Origin of the sequence: Tabrizicola caldifontis (genome assembly GCF_004762095.1) — a bacterium.
GTDB lineage: Bacteria > Pseudomonadota > Alphaproteobacteria > Rhodobacterales > Rhodobacteraceae > Tabrizicola > Tabrizicola caldifontis.
The window spans coordinates 41,615-62,652 of sequence record NZ_SIJH01000002.1; the positions used below are offsets into that span (position 1 = coordinate 41,615).

The 21,038-nt window shown below is 67.1% G+C and carries 17 protein-coding genes and 1 tRNA gene; 13 read left to right on the forward strand and 5 right to left on the reverse strand.

What is annotated here, in order from left to right:
* Nucleotides 1–72: 72 nt before the first annotated feature.
* Nucleotides 73–891: an LOG family protein gene (locus EYB42_RS01795; protein WP_135447564.1), complete on the reverse strand. Its 819-nt coding sequence runs from the start codon at nt 889–891 to the stop codon at nt 73–75.
* Between the two features lie 80 nt (nt 892–971).
* Here EYB42_RS01795 and dapD point away from each other — a divergent pair, with 80 nt between their 5' ends.
* The 9 genes from dapD to EYB42_RS01840 all read left to right on the forward strand — a co-directional run bounded on the left by dapD (nt 972) and on the right by EYB42_RS01840 (nt 12,429).
* Nucleotides 972–1,796 (forward strand): 2,3,4,5-tetrahydropyridine-2,6-dicarboxylate N-succinyltransferase, encoded by an 825-nt coding sequence (gene dapD / locus EYB42_RS01800; RefSeq protein WP_135447567.1) that lies wholly within the window; start codon nt 972–974, stop codon nt 1,794–1,796.
* Between the two features lie 2 nt (nt 1,797–1,798).
* Nucleotides 1,799–2,134 carry a hypothetical protein gene (locus tag EYB42_RS01805; RefSeq protein ID WP_135447569.1) on the forward strand — a complete coding sequence of 112 codons (336 nt, stop codon included), beginning with the start codon at nt 1,799–1,801 and terminating at the stop codon, nt 2,132–2,134.
* A gap of 165 nt (nt 2,135–2,299) precedes the next feature.
* The gene (dapE, locus tag EYB42_RS01810; RefSeq protein WP_135447571.1) at nt 2,300–3,451 is read left to right on the forward strand and encodes a succinyl-diaminopimelate desuccinylase; all 1,152 of its coding nucleotides are present in this window, start codon (nt 2,300–2,302) and stop codon (nt 3,449–3,451) included.
* Nucleotides 3,451–3,867, forward strand: a complete 417-nt coding sequence (locus tag EYB42_RS01815; RefSeq protein WP_167850902.1) for a GNAT family N-acetyltransferase — start codon at nt 3,451–3,453, stop codon at nt 3,865–3,867. The genes dapE and EYB42_RS01815 overlap by 1 nt, the downstream gene beginning before the upstream one ends.
* Before the next feature lie 180 nt (nt 3,868–4,047).
* Nucleotides 4,048–6,279, forward strand: coding sequence for a ribonuclease R (gene rnr, locus EYB42_RS01820; protein WP_135447575.1), 2,232 nt, complete (start codon nt 4,048–4,050; stop codon nt 6,277–6,279).
* Nucleotides 6,280–6,378: 99 nt separating this feature from the next.
* Nucleotides 6,379–7,602, forward strand: coding sequence for a lytic murein transglycosylase (locus EYB42_RS01825; protein ID WP_135447577.1), 1,224 nt, complete (start codon nt 6,379–6,381; stop codon nt 7,600–7,602).
* Nucleotides 7,603–7,871: 269 nt separating this feature from the next.
* Nucleotides 7,872–10,718 carry an error-prone DNA polymerase gene (locus EYB42_RS01830; protein WP_135447580.1) on the forward strand — a complete coding sequence of 949 codons (2,847 nt, stop codon included), beginning with the start codon at nt 7,872–7,874 and terminating at the stop codon, nt 10,716–10,718.
* Nucleotides 10,719–10,930: 212 nt separating this feature from the next.
* The gene (locus tag EYB42_RS01835; protein ID WP_135447582.1) at nt 10,931–11,695 is read left to right on the forward strand and encodes a TSUP family transporter; all 765 of its coding nucleotides are present in this window, start codon (nt 10,931–10,933) and stop codon (nt 11,693–11,695) included.
* 74 nt (nt 11,696–11,769) lie between these two features.
* Nucleotides 11,770–12,429: an alternative oxidase gene (locus EYB42_RS01840; protein ID WP_135447584.1), complete on the forward strand. Its 660-nt coding sequence runs from the start codon at nt 11,770–11,772 to the stop codon at nt 12,427–12,429.
* A gap of 55 nt (nt 12,430–12,484) precedes the next feature.
* Here the strand turns inward: EYB42_RS01840 and zapE are convergent, their stop codons facing one another.
* The 4 genes from zapE to EYB42_RS01860 all read right to left on the reverse strand — a co-directional run bounded on the left by zapE (nt 12,485) and on the right by EYB42_RS01860 (nt 16,430).
* On the reverse strand, nt 12,485–13,570 hold the full coding sequence (gene zapE, locus EYB42_RS01845; RefSeq protein WP_135447586.1) for a cell division protein ZapE: 1,086 nt from the start codon (nt 13,568–13,570) through the stop codon (nt 12,485–12,487).
* The gene (locus EYB42_RS01850; protein WP_135447588.1) at nt 13,570–14,199 is read right to left on the reverse strand and encodes a VOC family protein; all 630 of its coding nucleotides are present in this window, start codon (nt 14,197–14,199) and stop codon (nt 13,570–13,572) included. The genes zapE and EYB42_RS01850 overlap by 1 nt, the downstream gene beginning before the upstream one ends.
* An 11-nt stretch (nt 14,200–14,210) precedes the next feature.
* Nucleotides 14,211–15,032, reverse strand: a complete 822-nt coding sequence (locus EYB42_RS01855) for an aldo/keto reductase (protein WP_135447590.1) — start codon at nt 15,030–15,032, stop codon at nt 14,211–14,213.
* A gap of 408 nt (nt 15,033–15,440) precedes the next feature.
* Entirely contained in the window at nt 15,441–16,430 is a 990-nt protein-coding gene (locus EYB42_RS01860) for an ADP-ribosylglycohydrolase family protein (RefSeq protein ID WP_135447979.1), read from the reverse strand.
* Nucleotides 16,431–16,673: 243 nt separating this feature from the next.
* On the opposite strand from EYB42_RS01860, the gene EYB42_RS01865 reads away from it, so the two are divergent.
* The 4 genes from EYB42_RS01865 (at nt 16,674) to EYB42_RS01880 (ending at nt 21,008) form a co-directional block, all read left to right on the forward strand.
* Nucleotides 16,674–16,750, forward strand: a tRNA-Met gene (locus tag EYB42_RS01865).
* Nucleotides 16,751–17,015: 265 nt separating this feature from the next.
* The gene (locus EYB42_RS01870) at nt 17,016–17,954 is read left to right on the forward strand and encodes an ABC transporter substrate-binding protein (protein WP_135447592.1); all 939 of its coding nucleotides are present in this window, start codon (nt 17,016–17,018) and stop codon (nt 17,952–17,954) included.
* A 79-nt stretch (nt 17,955–18,033) separates the two neighbouring features.
* Nucleotides 18,034–19,053 carry a quaternary amine ABC transporter ATP-binding protein gene (locus EYB42_RS01875; protein ID WP_135447594.1) on the forward strand — a complete coding sequence of 340 codons (1,020 nt, stop codon included), beginning with the start codon at nt 18,034–18,036 and terminating at the stop codon, nt 19,051–19,053.
* Nucleotides 19,050–21,008, forward strand: coding sequence for an ABC transporter permease (locus EYB42_RS01880; RefSeq protein ID WP_135447596.1), 1,959 nt, complete (start codon nt 19,050–19,052; stop codon nt 21,006–21,008). Before EYB42_RS01875 ends, EYB42_RS01880 begins: the two co-directional genes overlap by 4 nt.
* The last annotated feature ends 30 nt before the right edge of the window (nt 21,009–21,038 follow it).

Here is a 21,038-nt window from a genome sequence, read left to right on the forward strand (position 1 = left end):
GTGGCCTGCGGCAGCCGGTTCCGCCGCCGTCGCGCTGCCCCTTCCCGCGTGATCGCGCGCCCGATGGCCGCACTAGACGTGCTGCCACCCATCGATCAGCGAGATCGCCTCTTCCGCGGTCTCGACCATGGCGAAAAGCGACAGGTCCTCGGGGCTGATGACCCCCGCCTCGGACAGGTGGTGCCAGTTCACCACCTTTTCCCACCAGTCGCGGCCGAACAGGATGAAGGGGACACGCTTCATGCGCCGGGTCTGGATCAGGGTCAGGCTTTCGAACAGTTCATCCATCGTCCCGAAACCGCCCGGAAAGACCACGATCGCCCGCGCACGCATCAGGAAATGCATCTTGCGGATGGCGAAGTAGTGGAAGTTGAACGACAGATCAGGTGTGACATAGGCGTTCGGGGCCTGTTCGTGCGGAAGCACGATGTTCAGGCCGATCGACTGGCCCCCGGCCTCGTCCGCGCCGCGGTTGCCGGCCTCCATCACGCCGGGGCCGCCGCCGGTGGCGATGACCCATTCCTTCCCGTAGCTTGCCACGCTGCGTTCCGTGATCAGCCGGGCAAAGCGGCGGGCCTCGTCGTAGTAGTGCGACAAGTCCGCCAGCGTCCGGGTCGCTGCGGTATCGCGGTGTTCCGGCGCGGGAATGCGCGCGCCGCCGAACATGACCACGGTCGATTCGATGCCGCGTTCGTCCATGATCATCTGCGGCTTCAGCAGTTCCAGCTGCAGCCGCACGGGGCGGAGTTCGTCGCGCAGCATGAAGTCGCGGTCCACAAAGGCCAGCCGATAGGCCGGCGCCCGGGTCTGGGGCGTGTCGGGGATACGACGGACGGCGGCGGCGTCCTCAATGCTGTCGCGGAACGTGTGACTGCGGTGGTCTTCGGTCATCAACTGGCTCGGATTGCGTGAAACTGCCCCAAGGCTTATAGGGTCGGCAGTCTCATGACCAACCGAAAAGGAAATTCCGCATGACCCATGCCGCGCTGGAAGCCGCCATCGAAGCCGCCTGGGAGGCGCGGGACACGATTACCCCGGCCACGAAGGGCGAGATGCGCAACGCCATCGAGGCGACGCTGGCCGCGCTGGATGCGGGGACGCTGCGGGTTGCGGAAAAGCGCGGCAATGACTGGCATGTGAACCAGTGGGCGAAGAAGGCGGTGCTGCTGGGCTTCCGCCTGCGCGACATGGCGCAGCAGTCGGGCGGGCCGCAGGGGGGATCCTGGTGGGACAAGGTGGATTCGAAGTTCGCCGGCTGGGGCGATACGGAATGGCGCGCGGCGGGGTTCCGCGCGGTACCGAACTGCGTGGTGCGCCGGTCGGCCTTCATCGGCAAGGGCGCGGTGCTGATGCCCTGCTTCGTGAACCTGGGCGCCTATGTCGATGAGGGCACCATGGTCGATACCTGGGCCACGGTCGGCAGCTGCGCGCAGATCGGCAAGAATGTGCATCTTTCCGGCGGCGTCGGCATCGGCGGGGTGCTGGAGCCGATGCAGGCCAACCCCACGATCATCGAGGACAACTGCTTCATCGGCGCGCGCTCGGAAGTGGTGGAGGGCTGCATCGTCCGCGAGGGCAGCGTCCTGGGGATGGGCGTCTTCATCGGCAAATCCACCAAGATCGTGGACCGCGAGACCGGCGAGGTGATGTACGGCGAGGTGCCGGCGGGGTCGGTGGTCGTGGCGGGCTCGATGCCGTCGAAGGGCGGGGTCAACCTTTACTGCGCGGTGATCGTGAAGAAGGTCGATGCGCAGACCCGGGCCAAGACCAGCATCAACGAGCTCTTGCGGGATTGAGGATGGCCGAGGCGCCCGAAAGGCCGAAGCGGCCGCAGAAGGTATATACCCTGGTGGTCGAGGTCGGCCGCAAGGCGGGCGACGGCTTGCCGGACAAGGCCACGGGGGCGGGGCTGGTGATCTATGCCAGCGGCGTCGACGAGGCCGAGGCGGTGCGCGAGACGGTGGCCATTCTCAAGGAGGCGGATCTTGCGCCGCTGGAGGTCACCGGCCATGGCACGCTGGAAGACCGGCTGAAGGCCGGCGAAGAGATCGACGCCGAGGAACAGGCGCTGATGCAACGGGCGCTGGACGAGAATTCGGTGATCGTGGCGCAGATGACCCCGTTCTTCGATTGACCGGACAGCCGGGACCGCACCTCGATGGTGTTCGACCACCACTCGCGGGGCATGGTGGCGGCAGAGAGATGCCGTCGAACGAACAGCGGCGCGCAAACGGCACACCTTGAGGTTGCGGTTGCGAGTGGGTAGTCAGTCGGTTCCGTCACCAGAAGAGCCCCCTGCATGTCCATCGAACCGCTTGACCCCGTTGACCTGACCGCGCGGCTGATCCGCTGCCCCTCGGTCACCCCGGCAGAAGGCGGCGCCATCACGCTGCTGGCCGAGGTGCTGCAAGCGGCAGGTTTTGCCTGTTTTCGGGTGGACCGGGGCGGGATCGCCAACCTTTATGCGCGCTGGGGCAAGGCGGGGTCGAACCGGGCCTTCGGCTTCAACGGGCACACGGATGTGGTGCCGGTCGGCGACCGGGCGGCCTGGCGGTTCGATCCGTTCGGGGCCGTGGTGAAAGACGGCTTCATGTATGGTCGCGGCGCCTGCGACATGAAGTCGGGCGTCGCGGCCTTCGTCGCAGCGGCGGTGGATTTCGTGCGCGAGACGCCGCCTGACGGCGCGGTGATCCTGGCGATCACCGGCGACGAGGAAGGCGAGGGCAGGGACGGCACACTGGCGATTCTGGACTGGATGGCCTTCAACGGCGAGCGGATGACGCATTGCCTGGTGGGCGAGCCCACCTGCCCGCACGAGATGGGCGAGATGATGAAGATCGGCCGCCGCGGCAGCCTGACGGCCAGAATCACGGTCACCGGCGTGCAGGGCCATTCCGCCTATCCGCACCGGGCGAAGAATCCGCTTTCGGCGCTGGTGAAGCTCCTCGCGAAGCTGGAGAGCGAGCCGCTGGACCGGGGCACGCAGCATTTCGACCCCTCCACCCTGGCGATCACCACGATCGACTGCGGCAACCCGGCCTCGAACGTGATCCCGGCGCAGGCGACGGCCACGGTCAACATCCGCTTCAACGACACGCATTCGGGCGACACGCTGTCGTCCTGGCTTCGGTCCGAGGCAGCAGCAGTGGCCGAGGCTGCGGGCGTGGAAATCGGCTTGAAGATCTCGGTCTCGGGCGAGGCATTCCTGACGCCGCCGGGCGAGCTTTCAGCGCTGGTGGCGCGCGCCGTGCAGGCCGTAACGGGGCGAAAGCCGGTCGCCTCGACCAGCGGGGGCACGTCCGATGCGCGTTTCATCAAGGATCATTGCCCGGTGGTGGAATTCGGGCTGGTGGGACAGACGATGCACCAGGTGGACGAACGCGTGGCAATCGCGCAGATCCACCAGCTGAAGGCGATCTATGGCCGCATCCTGCGGGAGTATTTCGCATGATCCGCATCGAGCAGACGCGCGATATCGCTACCTGCCAGCGCCTGCGGCGGCTGGTGTTCATCGAGGAGCAGGGCGTCAGCGAGGCCGACGAACTGGATGGGCTGGACGAAGGCGCCATCCACCTGCTCGCCCTTCAGGATGATCGGCCGGTCGGGACCGCGCGGCTTCTGATAAAGGGCGCGGCCGGCAAGATCGGCCGGGTCTGCGTGCTGCCCGAGGCACGGGGGACGGGCCTTGGCGCGGCACTGATCCGGGCCGCGCTGGACGTGCTGCGCAGCCAGCCGGGGGTGACAGAGGCCTGTCTCGGGTCGCAATCCCATGCGACGGGGTTCTACCAGAAGCTGGGCTTTGCCGTGGAAGGCGACGAATTCCTGGACGCGGGCATTCCGCACCGCCACATGCGCCGCGCCCTCTGACCGGCCCTTGCCGCAGCGCGTTCCCTGACGGGTGCGGCCCCCTTTCCTTTCCCGGGGCCCTTGACCTGGCCAGCCCAGCCTGCGGGGACATTCTGCCCCCGGCCCCTGCGCGGGCATCTGTCTGTCGGCAGCGTCATGCCGGGATAGTCTTTGCCGCCGTCTCATGATAGGCGATTGGGCATGAAACCCTTGCCCTCAAAAGACCAGATCCGGCAGTGGATCGCCGAAAACCCCGGCCTTTCGGCCAAGCGCGACATTGCCAGGGCCTTCGGGATCAAGGGTGACGCGCGGATCGAGCTGAAGCGGCTGCTGCGCGAGCTGGAGGGCGAGGGCGTGGTCGAGAAGTCGGCACGCCGCTTCCGCGAGACAGGGGTATTGCCGCCGGTGGCGGTGTTGCAGGTTCTGGCACCGGACCGGGCGGGCGATCTTTACGCAAAACCCCTGGAGGAGGGCGTGGACGAAGGACCGCGCATCCTGATCGTGCCGAAGAAGGGCGATCCGGCGCTAGGGGCGGGCGACCGGATCCTTGCGCGGCTGACGAAGGTGGATCTGGACGATCACGCCTACGAGGCGCGGCTGATCCGCAAGCTGGGGTCGAACCCAGCCAAGGTGCTTGGGGTGTTCCGTTCGAACGCCGAGGGTGGCCGCATCCTGCCGATCGAAAAGGGGGCGGACAAGGAATGGCGCGTCGCGGCAGACATGACCATGGGCGCAAAGGACGGCGAACTGGTCGAGGCCGAGGCACTTGGCGGTCGCCGCCTCGGCCTGCCGGCGGCGCGGGTGATCGCGCGACTGGGCGATCCGGCAGGACCGCGCGCGGCAAGCCTGATCGCCATCCACCAGCACGGGATTCCCGATACCTTTCCCGATGAGGTGATCGCCGAGGCCGACCGGGCGGAGCCCGTGGGGATGGCAGGCCGCGAGGATCTGCGCGACCTGCCGCTGGTGACCATCGACCCGATCGATGCGCGCGACCGGGATGATGCGGTCTATGCCGAAGCCGACACCGACCTTGCGAATATCGGCGGCTTCGTGATCTGGGTTGCCATCGCCGACGTGGCGCATTTCGTCACGCCCGGATCGGCGCTGGACCGCGAGGCACGTCGGCGGGGCAATTCCACCTATTTCCCCGACCGCGTGGTGCCGATGCTGCCCGACATCCTTTCGGGCGACCTGTGTTCGCTGCATGAAGGGGTGGATCGCGCCTGCATCGCGGTGCGGATGGTGATCGACAAGGACGGCCACAAGCGTAGCCATCGCTTCGTGCGCGGCATGATGCGCTCGGTCGCCTCGTTGCATTATGCGCAGGTGCAGGCGGCGGTGGACGGGGCGCCGGACGAAAAGACCGCGCCCTTGCTGGAGCCGATCCTGCGGCCGCTTTACGCTGCCTATGCCGCGCTGGCACGGGCGCGCGAAGCGCGGCAGCCCCTGGACCTGGAACTGCCGGAACGCAAGATCGAGCTGGACGAGGAGGGCCGCGTCATCTCGGTCGCATTCAAGGAACGGCTGGAAGCGCACAGGCTGATCGAGGAGATGATGATCCTCGCCAATGTCGCCGCCGCCGAAGAGCTGATCCGACGGAAGCACCCACTGTTGTTCCGGGTGCACGAGGAACCTTCGCCGCTGAAGCTGGAGGGCCTGCGCGAGGTGGCCGAAAGCGCCGGTCTGACGCTGGCCAAGGGGCAGGTGTTGCAGACAAGGCACCTGAACCGGCTCTTGCAGCAGGCAGAGGGGACAGAGTTCGACGAGCTGATCAACCTGTCCACCCTGCGGTCGATGACCCAGGCCTATTACCACCCCGAGAATTTCGGCCATTTCGGCCTTGCCTTGCGGACCTACGCCCATTTCACCAGCCCGATCCGGCGCTATTCCGACCTGATCGTGCATCGCGCGCTGATCTCGGCCCATGGCTGGGGCAAGGACGGGCTGAGCCAGTGGGACATGGAGAACCTGGAAGAGACAGGGAAGCTGATTTCAGAAGCCGAGCGGCGCAGCATGGCAGCCGAACGGGACACGACCGACCGTTACCTCGCGGCCTATCTGGCCGACCGGGTGGGGGCCGAGTTCTCGGGCCGGATCTCTGGCGTGCAGCGGTTCGGGGTCTTCGTGCGCCTGGACGAGACCGGGGCGGACGGCCTGATTCCGGTGCGCGCGCTTGGGCGCGAGTATTTCCACTATGACGAGGGTAGCCAGACCCTGATGGGGGCAGAGACGGGGCTGACGCTCGGGATCGGGCAGAAGGTCGTGGTGCGGCTGGTCGAGGCGGCACCGGTGACCGGCGGGCTGATCCTGGAGCTTCTGTCGGTCGAGGGGGCGACGATGCGGCCGCCACGGCGGAAGGGTGGCAAGTATCAGCCGCGGAAGCCCGCTCAGGCGGCGGCAAAACGGCGCCTGGTGCGCAGGCGGAGGTGACGGGTCCGGGGGACTTCGCGTTCCCCGGTACCCCTGCGGGATATTTTTGCAGAGAGGAAGCACAATTCCGTGCGAATTGCGGCTGACTGATGGGGCAGGATGCGTGGGCTTGCAGGTGCGATCGGTGTCGTAGTGGTGGCGCTGGGGATGGCCAGGGCGCAGACCATCCTGCCCGATCCCGTGGCGGGGGTGGACATGCAGATGGGAAATCAGGCGGGGCTTGAGGCCTGGGTTGCGGAATTCCGGTCCCGCGCACTGGCGGCAGGGGTTTCCGCTGCGGTGTTCGACGCCGCGCTGCGGGGGGTGACCTTCGATCCGAAGGTGGTCGAACGTGACCGCAAGCAGAACGAATTCAGCAAGACCATCTGGGATTACCTGGACACCGCCGTATCCGAAGACCGGGTCGCACTGGGGCTGAAGGCCATTGCCCGCCACCGCGACCTTCTTGAGCGGATCGAGGCGGACTACGGGGTGGAGAAGGAAGTCGTCGCCGCCGTATGGGGGCTGGAAAGCGCCTATGGCACCTATCGCGGCGATCTGCCGGTGCTGGGGTCGCTGGCGACGCTGGCCTACGAAGGGCGGCGGGGGGCCTTTTTCGAGGCCGAGCTGATCGCGGCGCTGCGGATCGTCGAGGGCGGGCATGTCGAACGGTTCGTCGGCTCGTGGGCCGGGGCGTCGGGGCATACGCAATTCATGCCCTCGTCGTGGGAAAAGTTTGCCGTCGATTTCGACGGCGACGGCAAGCGGAACCTCTGGGGGGACGACCCGGCGGATGCGCTGGCATCCGCGGCCAACTACCTGCGGCACTGGGGCTGGACGAAGGGCATGCCCTGGGGGGTTGAGGTGCGCCTGCCCGAAGGGTTCGACTATGACCAAACCACCGAACGGGTGGTGAAGCCGGTGGCCGAATGGCAGGCGATGGGGGTGCGGCTGGTGGACGGTGGCGATCTGCCGGATCACGGGCCGGGGTCGATCCTTCTGCCGGGCGGGCACCGGGGCGCGGCCTTCCTGATCTGGCCGAACTTCCAGGTGATCGAGAAATACAACACCGCAGATGCCTATGTCATCGCCATCGGCAGCCTGTCGGACCGGCTGAAGGGCGGGCCGCCGATCCGGCACGGCTGGCCACGCGAGCTTCGGGCGCTGACCCTGGCAGAGCGGATGGAATTGCAGGAGCTGCTGGGAAAGGCCGGGTTCGATCCGGGAGGCGTGGACGGCCGCATGGGCCCCAAGACCGTGGCGGCCGTGAAAGCCTTTCAGAAGGCGCGCGGCCTGGTGCCGGACGGTTATCCCAGCCTCGAGGTGCTGGAACTGCTGCGCTGATCCCTTCGCGCAGGCCGCCGGGGCAGTCTGCCCCCGAACCCCCCGAGGGTATATCCGAAGGAGCAACTTGCATTTGCTCCTTGCCCGAATGCTCCCGCAGGAGGCACGCCCGAGCCGGTTGCGCGCGACTGTCGCGCGCAGAGGCGAGACAAGGGCTTGCGCCTGCCAAGGCGCTCGATCCGACAGGCGTCTCGACCCGCGCGGCGGCTGGTCTGCCGGGCGCGATCATGGCAGTATGTTCTTTGTTTGTTCCAGATCCCTGAGTCGCCATGCCCTTCGTCGAGCTTTCGACGCTCACGAATTTCACCTTCCTCACCGGGGCCTCGCACCCCGAAGAGGTCATTGTCCGTGCGGCCGAGTTGGGAATGCCCGCGCTGGCTGTGGCCGATGTGAATTCGGTTGCGGGTATCGTCCGGGCCCACACGAAGGCGCGCGAGATCGCGCGGGATGGCGGGCCGACGGTGCGGCTGATCCCCGCAGCGCGCATCGTGCTGACCGACGGGTTCCAGGCCACCTGCCTGCCGCGCGACCGGGCCGCCTGGGGGCGGCTTTGCCGGCTGCTCAGCCTGGGCCAGTTGCGCGCGCCAAAGGGGCAGTGCCGGCTGGAAATGGCTGATCTTCTGGACTGGGGCGAAGGCATGGAGATGCTGGTCCTGCCGCCCGACCAGCGCCTGACGCTGGCCGAGGCGCCGCCTGCGCCGATGGGCGACAGTTCGCGCTGGCGGGGGCATGTCCGGGCGCTGGCAGAGCGGTTTGCAGGGCAGGTCAGCCTGGCCCTGGCACCGCGCTATGACGGGCAGGATGCAGACCGGTTCCGGCAGCTTTCCGATCTGGCCGCACGGCTGGGTGTGCCCCCGGTCGCGACCGCGCTGCCCTTCCTGCATCACGGGTCGCGCCGCCGTCTGGCCGATGTGCTGACTGCGATCCGCCTGGGCGTGCCGGTGGATCGGCTGGGCCGCCGGGCCCTGCCCAACAACGAGGGGCGGCTCAGGTCCGAGGCCGAGATGCTGCGCATCTTCCGGGGCCATGAGGCGACGGTGCATCGCAGCTCCGATGTCGCCGCGCGGGCCGCCTTTTCGCTGGACGAGTTGCGTTACGAATACCCTTCGGAGAATGCGCCCGGCGAGACGGCCAGCCAGCGTCTGGCCCGGCTGGCCGAGGAAGGCCTGCGATGGCGCTACCCGGAAGGCGCGCCCAGCAGGGTGCGGGCGCAGATGGCACATGAACTGGCGCTGATCGCAAAGCTGGCCTACGAGCCCTATTTCCTCACGGTCCATGACATCGTGGCCTTTGCGCGATCACGCGGCATCCTGTGCCAGGGTCGCGGTTCGGCAGCCAATTCCGTTGTCTGCTATGCGCTGGGCGTGACCTCGGTTTCCCCGGAAATAGGCACCATGGTGTTCGAACGCTTCATCTCCGAGGCGCGCAACGAGCCGCCCGACATCGACGTGGATTTCGAGCATGAGCGGCGGGAAGAGGTGATCCAGCACATCTACGACCGTTATGGCCGCCACCGCGCGGGGCTGTGCGCGACGGTGATCCACTATCGCGGCAAGCGCGCGGTGCGCGAGGTGGGCCGCGCGATGGGGCTTTCGCAGGACACGGTGGCCGCCATGTCCAGCCAGATCTGGGGCTGGGGGGGTCCGGGGGCGATCACCGACCAGCGACTGACGGAAATCGGGCTGGACCCGAAGGACCGCCGCCTGCGCCAGACCATGCGGCTCATCGACGAAATCCAGGGCTTTCCCCGGCATCTTTCCCAGCATGTCGGCGGCTTCGTCATCACCGAAGGCCGGCTGGACGAGCTTTGTCCGGTGGAAAACGCCACCATGGAGGACCGGACGATCATCCCCTGGGACAAGGACGACATCGACAGCCTGAAGATCCTGAAAGTGGATATCCTGGCGCTGGGGATGCTGAGCTGCATCCGCAAGGCCTTCGACCTGATCGAACGGCATCACCAGCAGCGCCTGACGCTGGCCACCCTGCCGCCCGAGGATCCGGCGACCTATGCCATGCTGTGCCGGGCGGATTCGCTGGGCGTCTTTCAGGTGGAAAGCCGCGCCCAGATGAACTTCCTGCCCCGGATGCGGCCACGCTGCTTCTATGACCTGGTGATCCAGGTGGCGATCATCCGTCCCGGCCCGATCCAGGGCGACATGGTGCATCCCTTCCTGCGTCGGCGGAACGGGCAGGAACCGGTCAGCTTCCCGTCCGACGATCTGGGCCGGGTTCTGGGCAAGACGCTGGGGGTGCCGCTGTTTCAGGAACAGGCGATGCAGATCGCCATCGTCGGCGCGGGCTTTACGCCGGAAGAGGCCGACCGGTTGCGCCGGTCGCTGGCGACCTTCAAGAAACACGGGTCGGTCAGCGAGTTTCACGACCGCTTCATCGGCGGCATGCTGGCGCGCGGCTATGACGAGGATTTCGCCCGCCGCTGCTTTGCCCAGATCGAGGGCTTCGGCAGTTACGGCTTCCCCGAAAGCCACGCGGCAAGCTTCGCGCTTCTGGTCTATGCCTCGGCCTGGATCAAGCGGCACCATCCCGGCATCTTCGCCTGCGCGCTTCTGAACAGCCAGCCGATGGGCTTTTACGCCCCGGCCCAGATCGTGCGCGATGCGCGGGAACATGGGGTAGTGGTGCTGCCGCCCTGCATCAACGCCAGCCACTGGGACAATGTGATGGAATGGCTGACCCGCCCCGGCCAGCCGCCGGACCTCGCGCTGCGGCTGGGGTTTCGCCAGATCAAGGGCATCGCCGAGGAAGAGGCGCGCTGGATCGTGGCGGCGCGGGGGAATGGCTATCAGGCGGTTCAGGATGTCTGGCGCCGCGCCGGGGTGGGGCCTGCGGTGCTGGCGCGTCTGGCCGAGGCCGATGCATTTGCGGTTCTGGGCCTGAGCCGCCGCGAGGCGCTCTGGGCCGCCGAGGCGCTGGCGCCGGGGCCGGCCTTGCCGCTGTTTTCCGGCGATATCGAGGGCGAAGCGATCGTCGAGCCTGCCGTGCAGTTCCGCGAGATGACGCTGGGCGAGGCGGTGGTCGAGGATTACCTGGCGATGCGGTTGACCTTGCGGGCGCATCCGATGGCGCTGCTCAGGCCCGTGCTGGACGCGGCCTGAGCAGTGCTTGATCGTGCCCCCCACCCTCTCCCTCCCCCACGAGGGGGGAGGGAAGCGCGGTTGCCGGACGGTCGGTCGCAATGGCCGACGGCAGGGTCCCGGGCGCCTCCCCTCCCCCCGCGTGGGGAGGGGATGGGGGTGGGGGGGCGGTGGGCAGAGGCGGCACCACGTCGCCCCTTGCCCCTGCCGCCCGGTCGCGCGACAAGCCGGACATGTTCGAGGTCGCCCTTTCGCTTGCACTTCTCCTGATCCTTGCCGCATTCGTGGCCGGGGTGATCGACAGCATCGCGGGCGGGGGTGGGCTGGTCACGGTGCCGGCGCTGCTTCTGGCCGGGGCTTCGCCGGTCGAGGCCTTGGCCACGAACAAGTTGCAGGGCACCTTCGGGGCGGGCACGGCGATGCTGGCCTATGCGCGCGCCGGGCACGTCCGGCCGCAGGACCAGCTGGGGATGGCCGCGATCAGCGCCATCGCCGGGGCGGGGGGCGCGCTGGTCGCGCATCTGATCCCGGCCGAGGTCCTGCGGATCGTCATGCCCGTCGTCCTGATCGGGGTGGCCGCCTTCTTCGCGCTGAAGCCGGGCCTTTCCGACGACCAGCGCGCCGCGCGCATCCCGCCGCCGGTCTTTGCGGTGACGCTGGTGCCGCTGGTTGCCGCCTATGACGGCTTCTTCGGGCCCGGCACGGGGTCGTTCTTCATGCTGGGGTTCGTGATGCTGGCGGGCTACGGCATCCTGAAGGCCACGGCGCATACGAAGATGCTGAACTTCGCCTCGAACGTGGGCAGCCTTCTCGTCTTCATCCCCACGGGGGCCACCTGGTGGGCGGTGGGCCTGGCGATGGCCGCCGCGCAGGTCGCAGGCGCCACGCTTGGCGCGCGGCTGGCCATGCGCATCGGTGCGGGGCTGATCAAGCCACTTCTGGTCGTCGTCTCCACCGCCATGGCGCTGCGGCTGTTGTGGCAGGCGCTGGCAGGCTGAGGGGCGCAAATCGCCGCACCTGCATTGTGCGCCCCCCTTGCCTGACTATCTCGGTCGGGAAAGGAGCAACGCCCATGACCGACACCCCCCATCGCCCGCTTGATCGCCACAAGACCCCCGAGGGCCTGTCCGACCGCGTCGCCCTGGGAGTCGTGAAATTCATGCGCGTCTTCGCCGACGCCTTCTTTTCCAGACGCTACGGCCACCGCGCCGTGGTGCTGGAAACCGTCGCCGCCGTCCCGGGCATGGTCGGTGGGCTCTTGCAGCACCTGAAGGCGCTGCGCCACATCCGCGAGGATCAGGGCTGGATCCGCGAACTTCTGGACGAGGCCGAGAACGAGCGGATGCACCTGATGACCTTCATCCACATCGCGCAACCGTCGCTCTTCGAGCGGGGGCTGATCATGGTCGGCCAAGCGATCTTCTTCAACGCCTACTTCTTCCTTTACCTCCTCTTCCCCAAGACCGCGCATCGCGTGGTGGGCTATCTGGAGGAGGAGGCGGTGGTCAGCTACACCGCCTATCTGGCCGAGGTGGATGCCGGTCGGGTCGAGAATGTCCCTGCGCCGCAGATCGCGATCGACTACTGGCACCTGCCGGAAACGGCGCGGCTGCGCGATGTGATCATCGCCGTCCGTGCCGACGAGGCCAGACACCGCGATGTGAACCACGGCTTTGCCGATGCGCTGGCGGGCCGTGCGAAGCCCTCGACCGCGCCCCACGCGGCGGAATGATCTGGCACGCCCAAGAATTTTCGCCGAAAATTCCTGGGCTTCCCGCACATCAGGGTCAAAGATCCCTGCCCCAGTCGGCAGCCTGCATCTCGCGCAGGCGGCTGGCGGTGCGTTCGAACTCGAAGGCGCCGGTGCCCTCCAGATAGAGCCGTTCGGGCACATCGGCAGCCGAGGCGATCAGACGCACCTTCGCCTCATAGAGCGCATCGATCAGGGTAACGAAGCGCTTGGCTTCGTTGTAGTTCTCGGCCGAAAGCTGGGGAATGTCCTCAAGGATCAGCACCCGAACGGCCTGGGCGATGGCAAGATAGTCTGCCGGGCCGAGCGGCTTGGCGCAGAGGTCCCAGAACGTCGCCCGGCCCACACCATTGGCAAAGCGCGGCAGGGTCAGGCTTCGGCCATTCACGGTCAGCACCAGCGGCTCGTCCGGCGCCCCGCCGGTCAGGTCGGTCCAGATCGCGGCGATCTGCGCTGTCGCCTTGCTGGCAGGGTGGAAATAGACCTGTGCGCCTTCCAGCCGGTGCCGGCGGTAATCCGTCGGGCTTTCCAGTTCCACGACATGCAGGCGGCTTTCCAGCATGGCGATGAAGGGCAGGAAGAGAGCGCGGTTCAGCCCGTTCCTGTAGAGATCTTCCGGCGGACGGTTCGAGGTGGTCACGATCACCACCCCGGCGGCGAACAGCTTCTCGAACAGCCGGCCGACAATCATCGCATCGGTGATGTCGGTGATCTGCATCTCGTCAAAGGCCAGAAGCCGCGTGTCGCGGATCACCGCCTCGGCCACGGGGGCCAGCGCGTCCTCGACCCCGCGCTTGCGGGCCTCGTGCATGCCCTTGTGGATTTCCTGCATGAAGGCATGGAAATGCACGCGCCGCTTCTGGCGGATGTCGGTCGCCTCGGTGAACAGATCCATCAGCATCGACTTGCCGCGCCCGACCCCGCCCCACAGATACAGGCCCTTGGGCGGGGTGATCGGCTTGGCGAAAAGGCCGGCGAAAAGCCCCACGCGGCGGTTTGCATTGGTTTCCAGCCAGAGGCGCAGCTCTTCCAGCAGGGGTAGAACGGCATGTTGCGCGGGGTCGGCGCGCAAGGTGCCTGCGGCCACGCGGGCCTCGTAGATTTCTGTCAGCGTCCGGCGCATCAGAGCGGGGCGAGGGTCAACCCCTCGGGACCATGGATCGGCCCCGGAAGGCCGCGGACCAGCAGGCGGGACCAGTGACCCTCACGCACGCGGTCGGCGAGCGGGGGCTGGAACAGTTCCATCACCCCGCCATGAAAGGCAAGGAACCGCACGGGAATCGTGCCTTCGGGGCGTGAAAGATCGACCGCGGCGATAAGACGTGCGCCATGGCCTTCAAGGAATCCCTGCATCGCGGCAAGATCGGCGCAGGGGATGCCGACATGGTCCTGCCCCGTTTCGGCAGGCGCCCCGGTGAGGCGTTGGCACAGTTCGATCCGCGCACCTTCCGGGCCCGAGAGATAGACGAATCGCAGGCCCGCTTCCCAGAATTCAGCAATCATCTCGGGCCCGTTCGGGGTGACATCGGCCAGCGCGATGCCCCGGCCGGTCAAGCGGGACAGGGCCGCGTCCATGTCGGGGACGGTCAGGGCGACATGGTCGATGCGGCCGTGACCGGTGGCCCGACCTTCGACCAGCCGCAGCGCCTGGTTTCCCAGATGCCACAAGCCGCCATCTTGCACAAAGCCGAAGTCGGCAAGCACATTTGCGGCTCGGGTGGTGTCGGCAACGGTCAGTTCGGGCACCAGCATCGCAGCCCCCCTCAGGCAAAGTTCATGGGGTCGGGGCCGCAGCGGGCGCCTTCGTCCAGCGTCGCCATGGCGGCCATTTCCCCGGGCGTCAGTTCGAAATCGTCCAGCGCAAGATTTTCGGCCAGCCCCACCGCACGGGTGGAGCGGGGGATCACCGATACTCCAAGCTGCAGGTGCCAGCGCAGGATGACCTGGGCCGGCGTCTTGCCGGTGCGGGCTGCGGCATCGCGCACGGGCGGGGCGTCAAAACTGCGGCCCTGTCCCAAAGGCGTCCAGCTTTGCGTGACGATGCCCATCCGGTCGTGCAGCGCGCGCAGGTCCGCCTGTTGCAGGCGGGGGTTCAGCTCGATCTGGTTCAGCACCGGAACAACGCCGGTTTCGCCTACCAGCCGTTCCAGATGCTCGCCCATGAAGTTCGAAACGCCGATCGACCGCACCCGCCCTTCGTCGCGCAGGCGGATCAGGGCGCGCCAGGTGTCAAGATAGCGGTCGCGTGCCGGGCAGGGCCAGTGAATCAGGCAAAGCTCCACCCGCTCCATCCCCAGCCTCGCAAGGCTCGCCTCGACCGCGCGAAGGGTGGAATCATACCCCTGATCGTCGTTCCAGACCTTCGTGGTGACGAAAACCTCGTCACGCGGCAAGCCGCTTTGCCGCACGCCTTCGCCCAGACCTTCCTCGTTCCCGTAGATCGCCGCGCCGTCCACCAGACGATAGCCCAGGCGCAGCGCGGTCGCGACGGTTTCGGCAGTCGCGGCGGCGGGAACCTGCCAGATGCCAAGGCCAAGGCGGGGAATGTAGTGTCCGTCGTTCAGGCGCAGGCGTTGGGTCGGCATCTTCGTTCCTTCTCATGACCGGCCGAGAAAGCGCAAACCCTGCCCCCATGGCAAGAGGCAAAACGTCCCCGTCAGCGACATGGCGGCCGGGCAGCGGCTGGCCCACATGTCAGCAGGAACGCCGGGAGCACGCCCCTGGAAGCCGGGAAAGCGCGCCCGGACATGGTCGGTTTCAGCGGATGACAGCGCCGGTGCAGTATCAGCCTGCCGGTTCCGCCCGACAGGGCAAGCCCGGCCGGCACGGCTGCAGTCGATTCGCGCTGTGCACAGCGGCGCCCCCCGGTTCGCATGTGCCAGCCAGGAGGTTCGCCTTGTCCGGGGCGCGCATGGCAAGGGCCTTCAGCAGCTTGCCATGAACGGCGGGATGCCCGTGACGCAGGATGCCGCTGCGGTCGTAAAGGGCCCGCGTCACACAGCCCCCTGCCGCAGCGCCAGAAGCCCGCGCACCAGCGGACCGAAATCCAGATCGTTGGCCCGCTGCAGCTCTGCCACCCGGTCGGCAGGCAGGCACACCATGCCGCAGCATGCCGCGGCCATGCCGCAGGCCATCGCCACGATCGTATCGGTATCGTCGCCGATGTTCGCCGCGATCAGCGCCGCCTCCCAGGGATCACCCCCCGCCAGTCGGACCACGCCGAAGGCGCAGGCGACCGACTCCATGCTCTGCACCGAGGTTCCGATCCGCTGTGCCAGTGCCGCCTCGCCCTCTGTCGCCACCTCGAGCGCCAGCGCGATCCTGTCGGCCATCGCCTGATGGGCCGCTGCATTGCCCCCTACCGGGGGACGCCTTGCCGTGGACAGGGCCAGTGGCAGCGCCGCCTCGAAACCCGACCCGGCGATGCCCTGACTGACCACCATTGCCACGGCTGCCGCACCGGCCAGCGCCTCGCCCCGGCCATGCGTCAGGCGCGAGACCCGCGTCACGCGCGCCACCATCCGCGCCGGATCAGGCGGCGTTGCGATGCCCACCGGCGCGATCCGCATCGCAGCGCCGTTCGTCGCACCGTTCCGTCCCGCCTCGGCCGGCGAAACCCCCGCCTGCAAGGCCAGAAGCGCCGCCTTGCTGGACGGCCCCAGAAGGTCGCGCAGCCCCCGCGCCAGGATGTCGCGTTCCCACGCCAGAAGATCGCAGGCCCAGGCGGATTCATCGAAGTCCGGGGCATCGGCCAACAGCCGCCGCGCAAGAAGAAGCGTCTGTTCGGTGTCATCCGTCACCTGCGCGGCCCGCAGCCCGTGGGATATCGGGTGCCCCTCGATTGGCACCCTGAACCCTTCGATCCTGCCATAGATCGCCCGGATCGCCGCGCGGTCCAGCGTCTGCGACGGCATTCCCAGGGCATCACCCAGCGCAATGCCGGTCAGCGCAGCAAGCGCGCGATCCTCGGCCAGCGCGTTCATCGCTGCACCCTGGGGCCTGGGCACCGCTTCGGCGGCAGCATGATGCTGGCGTTGCTGGCAGGGCTGGGGGATTGGTCCGGCGTCACGCAGCGAGCCTACGACAGAACGCCGGGCATTCAAACCGCGGCAGCATGGGCCATCATCCCGCCGGGGCTGCAAAGGGTCGGCGACTGCAGGGCGCAGGGCCCGCGCGCGGATTCACCCTTGACCTCGGGCAGCCGCGCGCTTAATCCGCCCGCCAGTGGCTAGGTAGCTCAGCTGGTTAGAGCGTGCGACTCATAATCGCAAGGTCGAGGGTTCGAGTCCCTCCCTCGCCACCATTTCATCCCTGAAAGTTTCTGGAACACACGCCGCCGGCTCGGCAGTGTCCGGCCTTGCATCGCTGTGGCTTTTCACGGGCCCGACCGCCCGAGAAGGGCAAACCGGATCGCTGAATTCCATCACGGGTTGCACCTGTCGCCGATCGCCTTCCGTCGGGGGAACAAATGCTTTGACAGGGCACGGCGTTCGCCCAAATCTGGCACCCGGAAGGCACTTCCGGGCAACGGAAGGCGAAACAACAACCAACAGTGACGGGAGACAGCAATGAAGATGGGTTACCCAATGGCGTTCGCGGCGCTGGCCGTCAGCGCCGGTGCGGCATTTGCGGAAGTGGAAAGCACCGATCCTATCAAGCTGACGCTGCATGACTGGACCGGGCAGCTCATCACCACCAACATCATGGCTGCCGTGCTGGAAGAAGCGGGTTACAACGTCGAGCTGGTGCAGGCGGATTACCTCGCCCAGTTCGCCGGCCTGGAGACGGGTGATCTGCATGTCGCCATGGAAATCTGGGAAACCACCGGGCGGGAAGCGATGGATGCGGCAACCGCCACGGGCAATGTCGTCGTGATGGGCGAAACCGGGATGCTGGCGAAAGAGGAATGGTGGTACCCGGAATACATGAAGGAAAAGTGCCCGGGCCTGCCTGACTGGCAGGCGCTGAATGACTGCGCAGAGCAGTTCGCCACCCCCGAAACCGCTCCGAAGGGCCGCTATCTGGGGGGGCCGGTCACCTGGGGCGGTTTCGATGAAGAACGCGTCGCGGCGCTGGGCTTGAACTACGAGGTGATCCACGCAGGCACCGATGCCGCCATGTTCGCCGAACTGGAATCCGCCTATCAGCGCCAGGCGCCGATCCTGCTGTGGGTCTATGCGCCGCATTGGGCCCCACAGAAGTTCAAGGGCGAATGGGTGGAATTTCCGCCTTACGAGCCGGCCTGCTACACCGATCCGGCCTGGGGTCCGAACCCGCAGGCCACCCATGACTGCGGCAAGCCTTTCGGCCCGATCTGGAAGGTTGCCTACAAGGGCCTGGCCGAGAAATGGCCAGGCGCGGCAAAGGCAGTAGAAGCCTTCAGGATCGACAATGACACGATGGGCGGCATGATTGCCAAGGTCGATCTTGAGGGCCAGTCGGTCGAGGATGTGGTCGACGAATGGATGACCGCGAACGAGGCCCTCTGGACCAGCTGGATCGAGTGATCCCGACCGGCGGAATGGCTCCGGGGCCATTCCGCCGCAATCGTGACCGGCCGACAGCCTACTGCCCTTGGACACACGGATGACCGAACGCCCCGTCAAGCTTGCCTGCCGGCATGTCTGGAAGATCTATGGCCCGCACCCGGAACGGCTTCTGGCAGGCGGCGCGGTGCCGACCATGGAAGAGATCCGACAATCCGACCATGTGGGGGCGGTGCGCGATGTCACCCTCGAAGTGGCGGAAGGCGAGATCTTCGTCATCATGGGCCTGTCGGGGTCGGGCAAGAGCACCCTCGTGCGATGCCTGTCCCGGCTGATCGAACCCACGGGCGGCGAGATCCTCTATGACGGAGAGGATCTCTTGAAGGCATCGCCCGCCCGGATGATCGAAATCCGCCGGCACCGGATGGGCATGGTCTTCCAGCACTTCGCGCTGCTGCCGCATCTGACGGTGCTGGAAAACGTGGCCTTTCCGCTGGAAATCCAGGGGATGGACCGTGCCGCACGGGAAGCCAGGGCGCGCGAGGTCGTTCAGCTGGTGGGCCTTCAGGGGCGTGAGGGCAACTATCCGCGCCAACTGTCCGGCGGGCAGCAGCAGCGCGTGGGCATTGCCCGCAGCCTTGCCGTCGAGCCTGACCTGTGGTTCCTTGACGAACCCTTCAGCGCGCTTGACCCGCTGATCCGGCGCGAGATGCAGGAAGAATTCCTGCGCATCCAGCGGCAGTTGAAGAAGACCATCATCTTCATCACCCACGACTTCGACGAGGCGATCCGCCTTGCCGACCGGATCGCCATCATAAAGGACGGGGCCGTCGTGCAGGTGGCCACCCCCGAAGACCTGGTGCTTGCCCCTGCAAACGATTACGTCGCCGCCTTCACCGCGCATGTGACGCGCTCCAAGGTAGTGACCCTGGGGCGGCTTGCGGTCGCAGGTCTGCCGGACAGCGTCGCCGGAACCCTGCCTGGCGCAGCGCGAATCGAGGAAGTGGCCGAAAGGATCGTCTCGGCAGACGCGCCCTTTGCTGTGGAACGCGATGGCCAGGTGATCGGCCATGTCACCCCGGCGGCAGTGATCTCGGTCCTGATAGGCAGGTCGGCATGACGCTCTGGCGCGGGATCTGGGCGGGGATCGCGCTGATCGCACTGGGGTTGACGATCTTCGCCACGGTGCCCGCCGGTTGGCTGTGGCCGCCGCAGGCCATGCATCTTCCCTTTGCCGCCTGGCTGTCGGCCGGCATGAAATGGCTCACCGACAGCGCCGCCATCGGCCCGGTGACGGTCAAGGGCCTGACGCGCGCCTTCGCCACCCTGATCGAGGCACCCTACGAGGTGGTGAAGGTTCTGCTGGTGGACGGCATCACCGAGGGCAAGGGCCGTCGCGCGACCACGATCATCCCACCGCTGTCCTGGGTGGCGGTGACGGTGGCCGCGGTTGCGCTGGGGCACTATGCCCGCAGCATCTGGCTGGGCCTTCTGGCGGGGGCACTGATGGCCTATCTGGCGATCTTCGGCCAGTGGGACAGCGCCATGGTCACGCTGGCCTCGATTGCGATTGCCGTGCCCTTGGGTGTCGTGGGTGGGGTGGTGCAGGGGATCGCAGCCTGGCGCTGGCGCTGGGTGGAAAGGGTGCTGACCCCGATCCTCGACCTCATGCAGACGATCCCGACCTTTGCCTTCCTTGTTCCGATCCTGGTGCTCTTCGGTTTCGGCCCCGTGGCGGCCCTGCTGGCCACGATCATCTATGCCATGCCGCCGATGGTCCGGGTGACGGTCGTGGCCCTGCGCGCGGTTCCCTCCGAGATCGTGGATTTCGCCAACATGGCCGGCTGCACGCCGTGGCAGCGGATGCGCAAGGTGATGCTGCCGGTCGCGCTGCCCGACCTGATGGTCGGGGTCAACCAGGTGATCATGCTCAGCCTGAACATGGTCATCATCGCCTCGATGATCGGTGCCGGGGGTCTTGGCGCGGATGTGCTCGAATCCCTGCGGCGGCTGAACATCGGTGGGGGAGTCGAGGCGGGGCTTGCCATCACGGCGCTGGCCGTGGTGCTGGACCGGCTGAGCCAGGCGATGTCGGAACGCGTGGCGCGCAGCGAGCCGCGCAAGGGCAACTGGTGGCGTCGCCATCCCCGCACGACCATTGTGCTGGCTGTAACACTGGCGACCGGGGCGCTGGGTTACCTGATCCCTGCCTTGCAGGACTGGCCCAAGGCCTGGCAGATCACCACGAAACCCTTCTGGTCAGACCTGATTGCGCATATCAACGTCAACTACTTCGATCAGCTCGAGGCGGTGCGGGTCTGGTTCCTGGAAACGCTGCTTCTGCCGGTGAAACGCTTCTTCCTGGCCTTGCCCTGGCCCTTCCTGCTTGCTGTCCTGACCCTTGCCGGCTGGCGACTGGGCGGCCTGCGCCTTGCGGCCCTGGTGCTGGCGCTGGGTCTTTTCATCGCCGCGTCGGGCCTGTGGGAACAGGCGATGATCACGGTATACCTTTGCGGACTTTCGGTTGTCCTCGCCATGGTCATCGGGGTGCCTCTGGGAATCCTGGCCGCGTCGAACCAGACGGCCGGCAGGATCATCGGCACGGTGGTCGATACGCTGCAGACTCTGCCTTCGTTCGTCTATCTGATCCCGGTTGTCATGCTGTTCCGCGTCGGCGATTTCAGTGCGATGATCGCGGTTGTCCTGTTCGCGCTGGTGCCGGCGGTAAAATACACCGCGCACGGGTTGCGTTCGGTTCCGGCCGAACTGATCGAGGCGGGGGTGGTCTGCGGCTGCACGCGGGGCCAGATCCTGCGCAAGGTCCGCCTGCCGATGGCGGTGCCGATGATCCTGCTGGGGCTGAACCAGACGATCCTCCTGGCGCTGTCGATGCTGGTGATCACCGCGCTGGTCGGCACGCGCGACCTTGGGCAAGAGGTCTATGCCGCGCTTGCGACGGCCGATGTCGGGCGCGGACTGGTGGCCGGCCTTGCCGTTGCGGCCATCGCCATCATTGCCGACCGTCTCATCGGTGTTGCCGCAAGCCGGGCACGGGCCAAGCTTGCGGCAACGTGAAGCCGAAGCTCTGCCGAGTCCCCGCAGGCA

Bases quoted from the DNA above. Each gene is read 5' to 3' on its own strand.
- EYB42_RS01795 (WP_135447564.1), bottom strand. From the start codon at position 891: ATGACCGAAGACCACCGCAGTCACACGTTCCGCGACAGCATTGAGGAC.
- dapD (WP_135447567.1), top strand. From the start codon at position 972: ATGACCCATGCCGCGCTGGAAGCCGCCATCGAAGCCGCCTGGGAGGCG.
- EYB42_RS01805 (WP_135447569.1), top strand. From the start codon at position 1,799: ATGGCCGAGGCGCCCGAAAGGCCGAAGCGGCCGCAGAAGGTATATACC.
- dapE (WP_135447571.1), top strand. From the start codon at position 2,300: ATGTCCATCGAACCGCTTGACCCCGTTGACCTGACCGCGCGGCTGATC.
- rnr (WP_135447575.1), top strand. From the start codon at position 4,048: ATGAAACCCTTGCCCTCAAAAGACCAGATCCGGCAGTGGATCGCCGAA.
- EYB42_RS01825 (WP_135447577.1), top strand. From the start codon at position 6,379: ATGCGTGGGCTTGCAGGTGCGATCGGTGTCGTAGTGGTGGCGCTGGGG.
- EYB42_RS01830 (WP_135447580.1), top strand. From the start codon at position 7,872: ATGCCCTTCGTCGAGCTTTCGACGCTCACGAATTTCACCTTCCTCACC.
- EYB42_RS01835 (WP_135447582.1), top strand. From the start codon at position 10,931: ATGTTCGAGGTCGCCCTTTCGCTTGCACTTCTCCTGATCCTTGCCGCA.
- EYB42_RS01840 (WP_135447584.1), top strand. From the start codon at position 11,770: ATGACCGACACCCCCCATCGCCCGCTTGATCGCCACAAGACCCCCGAG.
- zapE (WP_135447586.1), bottom strand. From the start codon at position 13,570: ATGCGCCGGACGCTGACAGAAATCTACGAGGCCCGCGTGGCCGCAGGC.
- EYB42_RS01850 (WP_135447588.1), bottom strand. From the start codon at position 14,199: ATGCTGGTGCCCGAACTGACCGTTGCCGACACCACCCGAGCCGCAAAT.
- EYB42_RS01855 (WP_135447590.1), bottom strand. From the start codon at position 15,032: ATGCCGACCCAACGCCTGCGCCTGAACGACGGACACTACATTCCCCGC.
- EYB42_RS01860 (WP_135447979.1), bottom strand. From the start codon at position 16,430: ATGAACGCGCTGGCCGAGGATCGCGCGCTTGCTGCGCTGACCGGCATT.
- EYB42_RS01870 (WP_135447592.1), top strand. From the start codon at position 17,016: ATGAAGATGGGTTACCCAATGGCGTTCGCGGCGCTGGCCGTCAGCGCC.
- EYB42_RS01875 (WP_135447594.1), top strand. From the start codon at position 18,034: ATGACCGAACGCCCCGTCAAGCTTGCCTGCCGGCATGTCTGGAAGATC.
- EYB42_RS01880 (WP_135447596.1), top strand. From the start codon at position 19,050: ATGACGCTCTGGCGCGGGATCTGGGCGGGGATCGCGCTGATCGCACTG.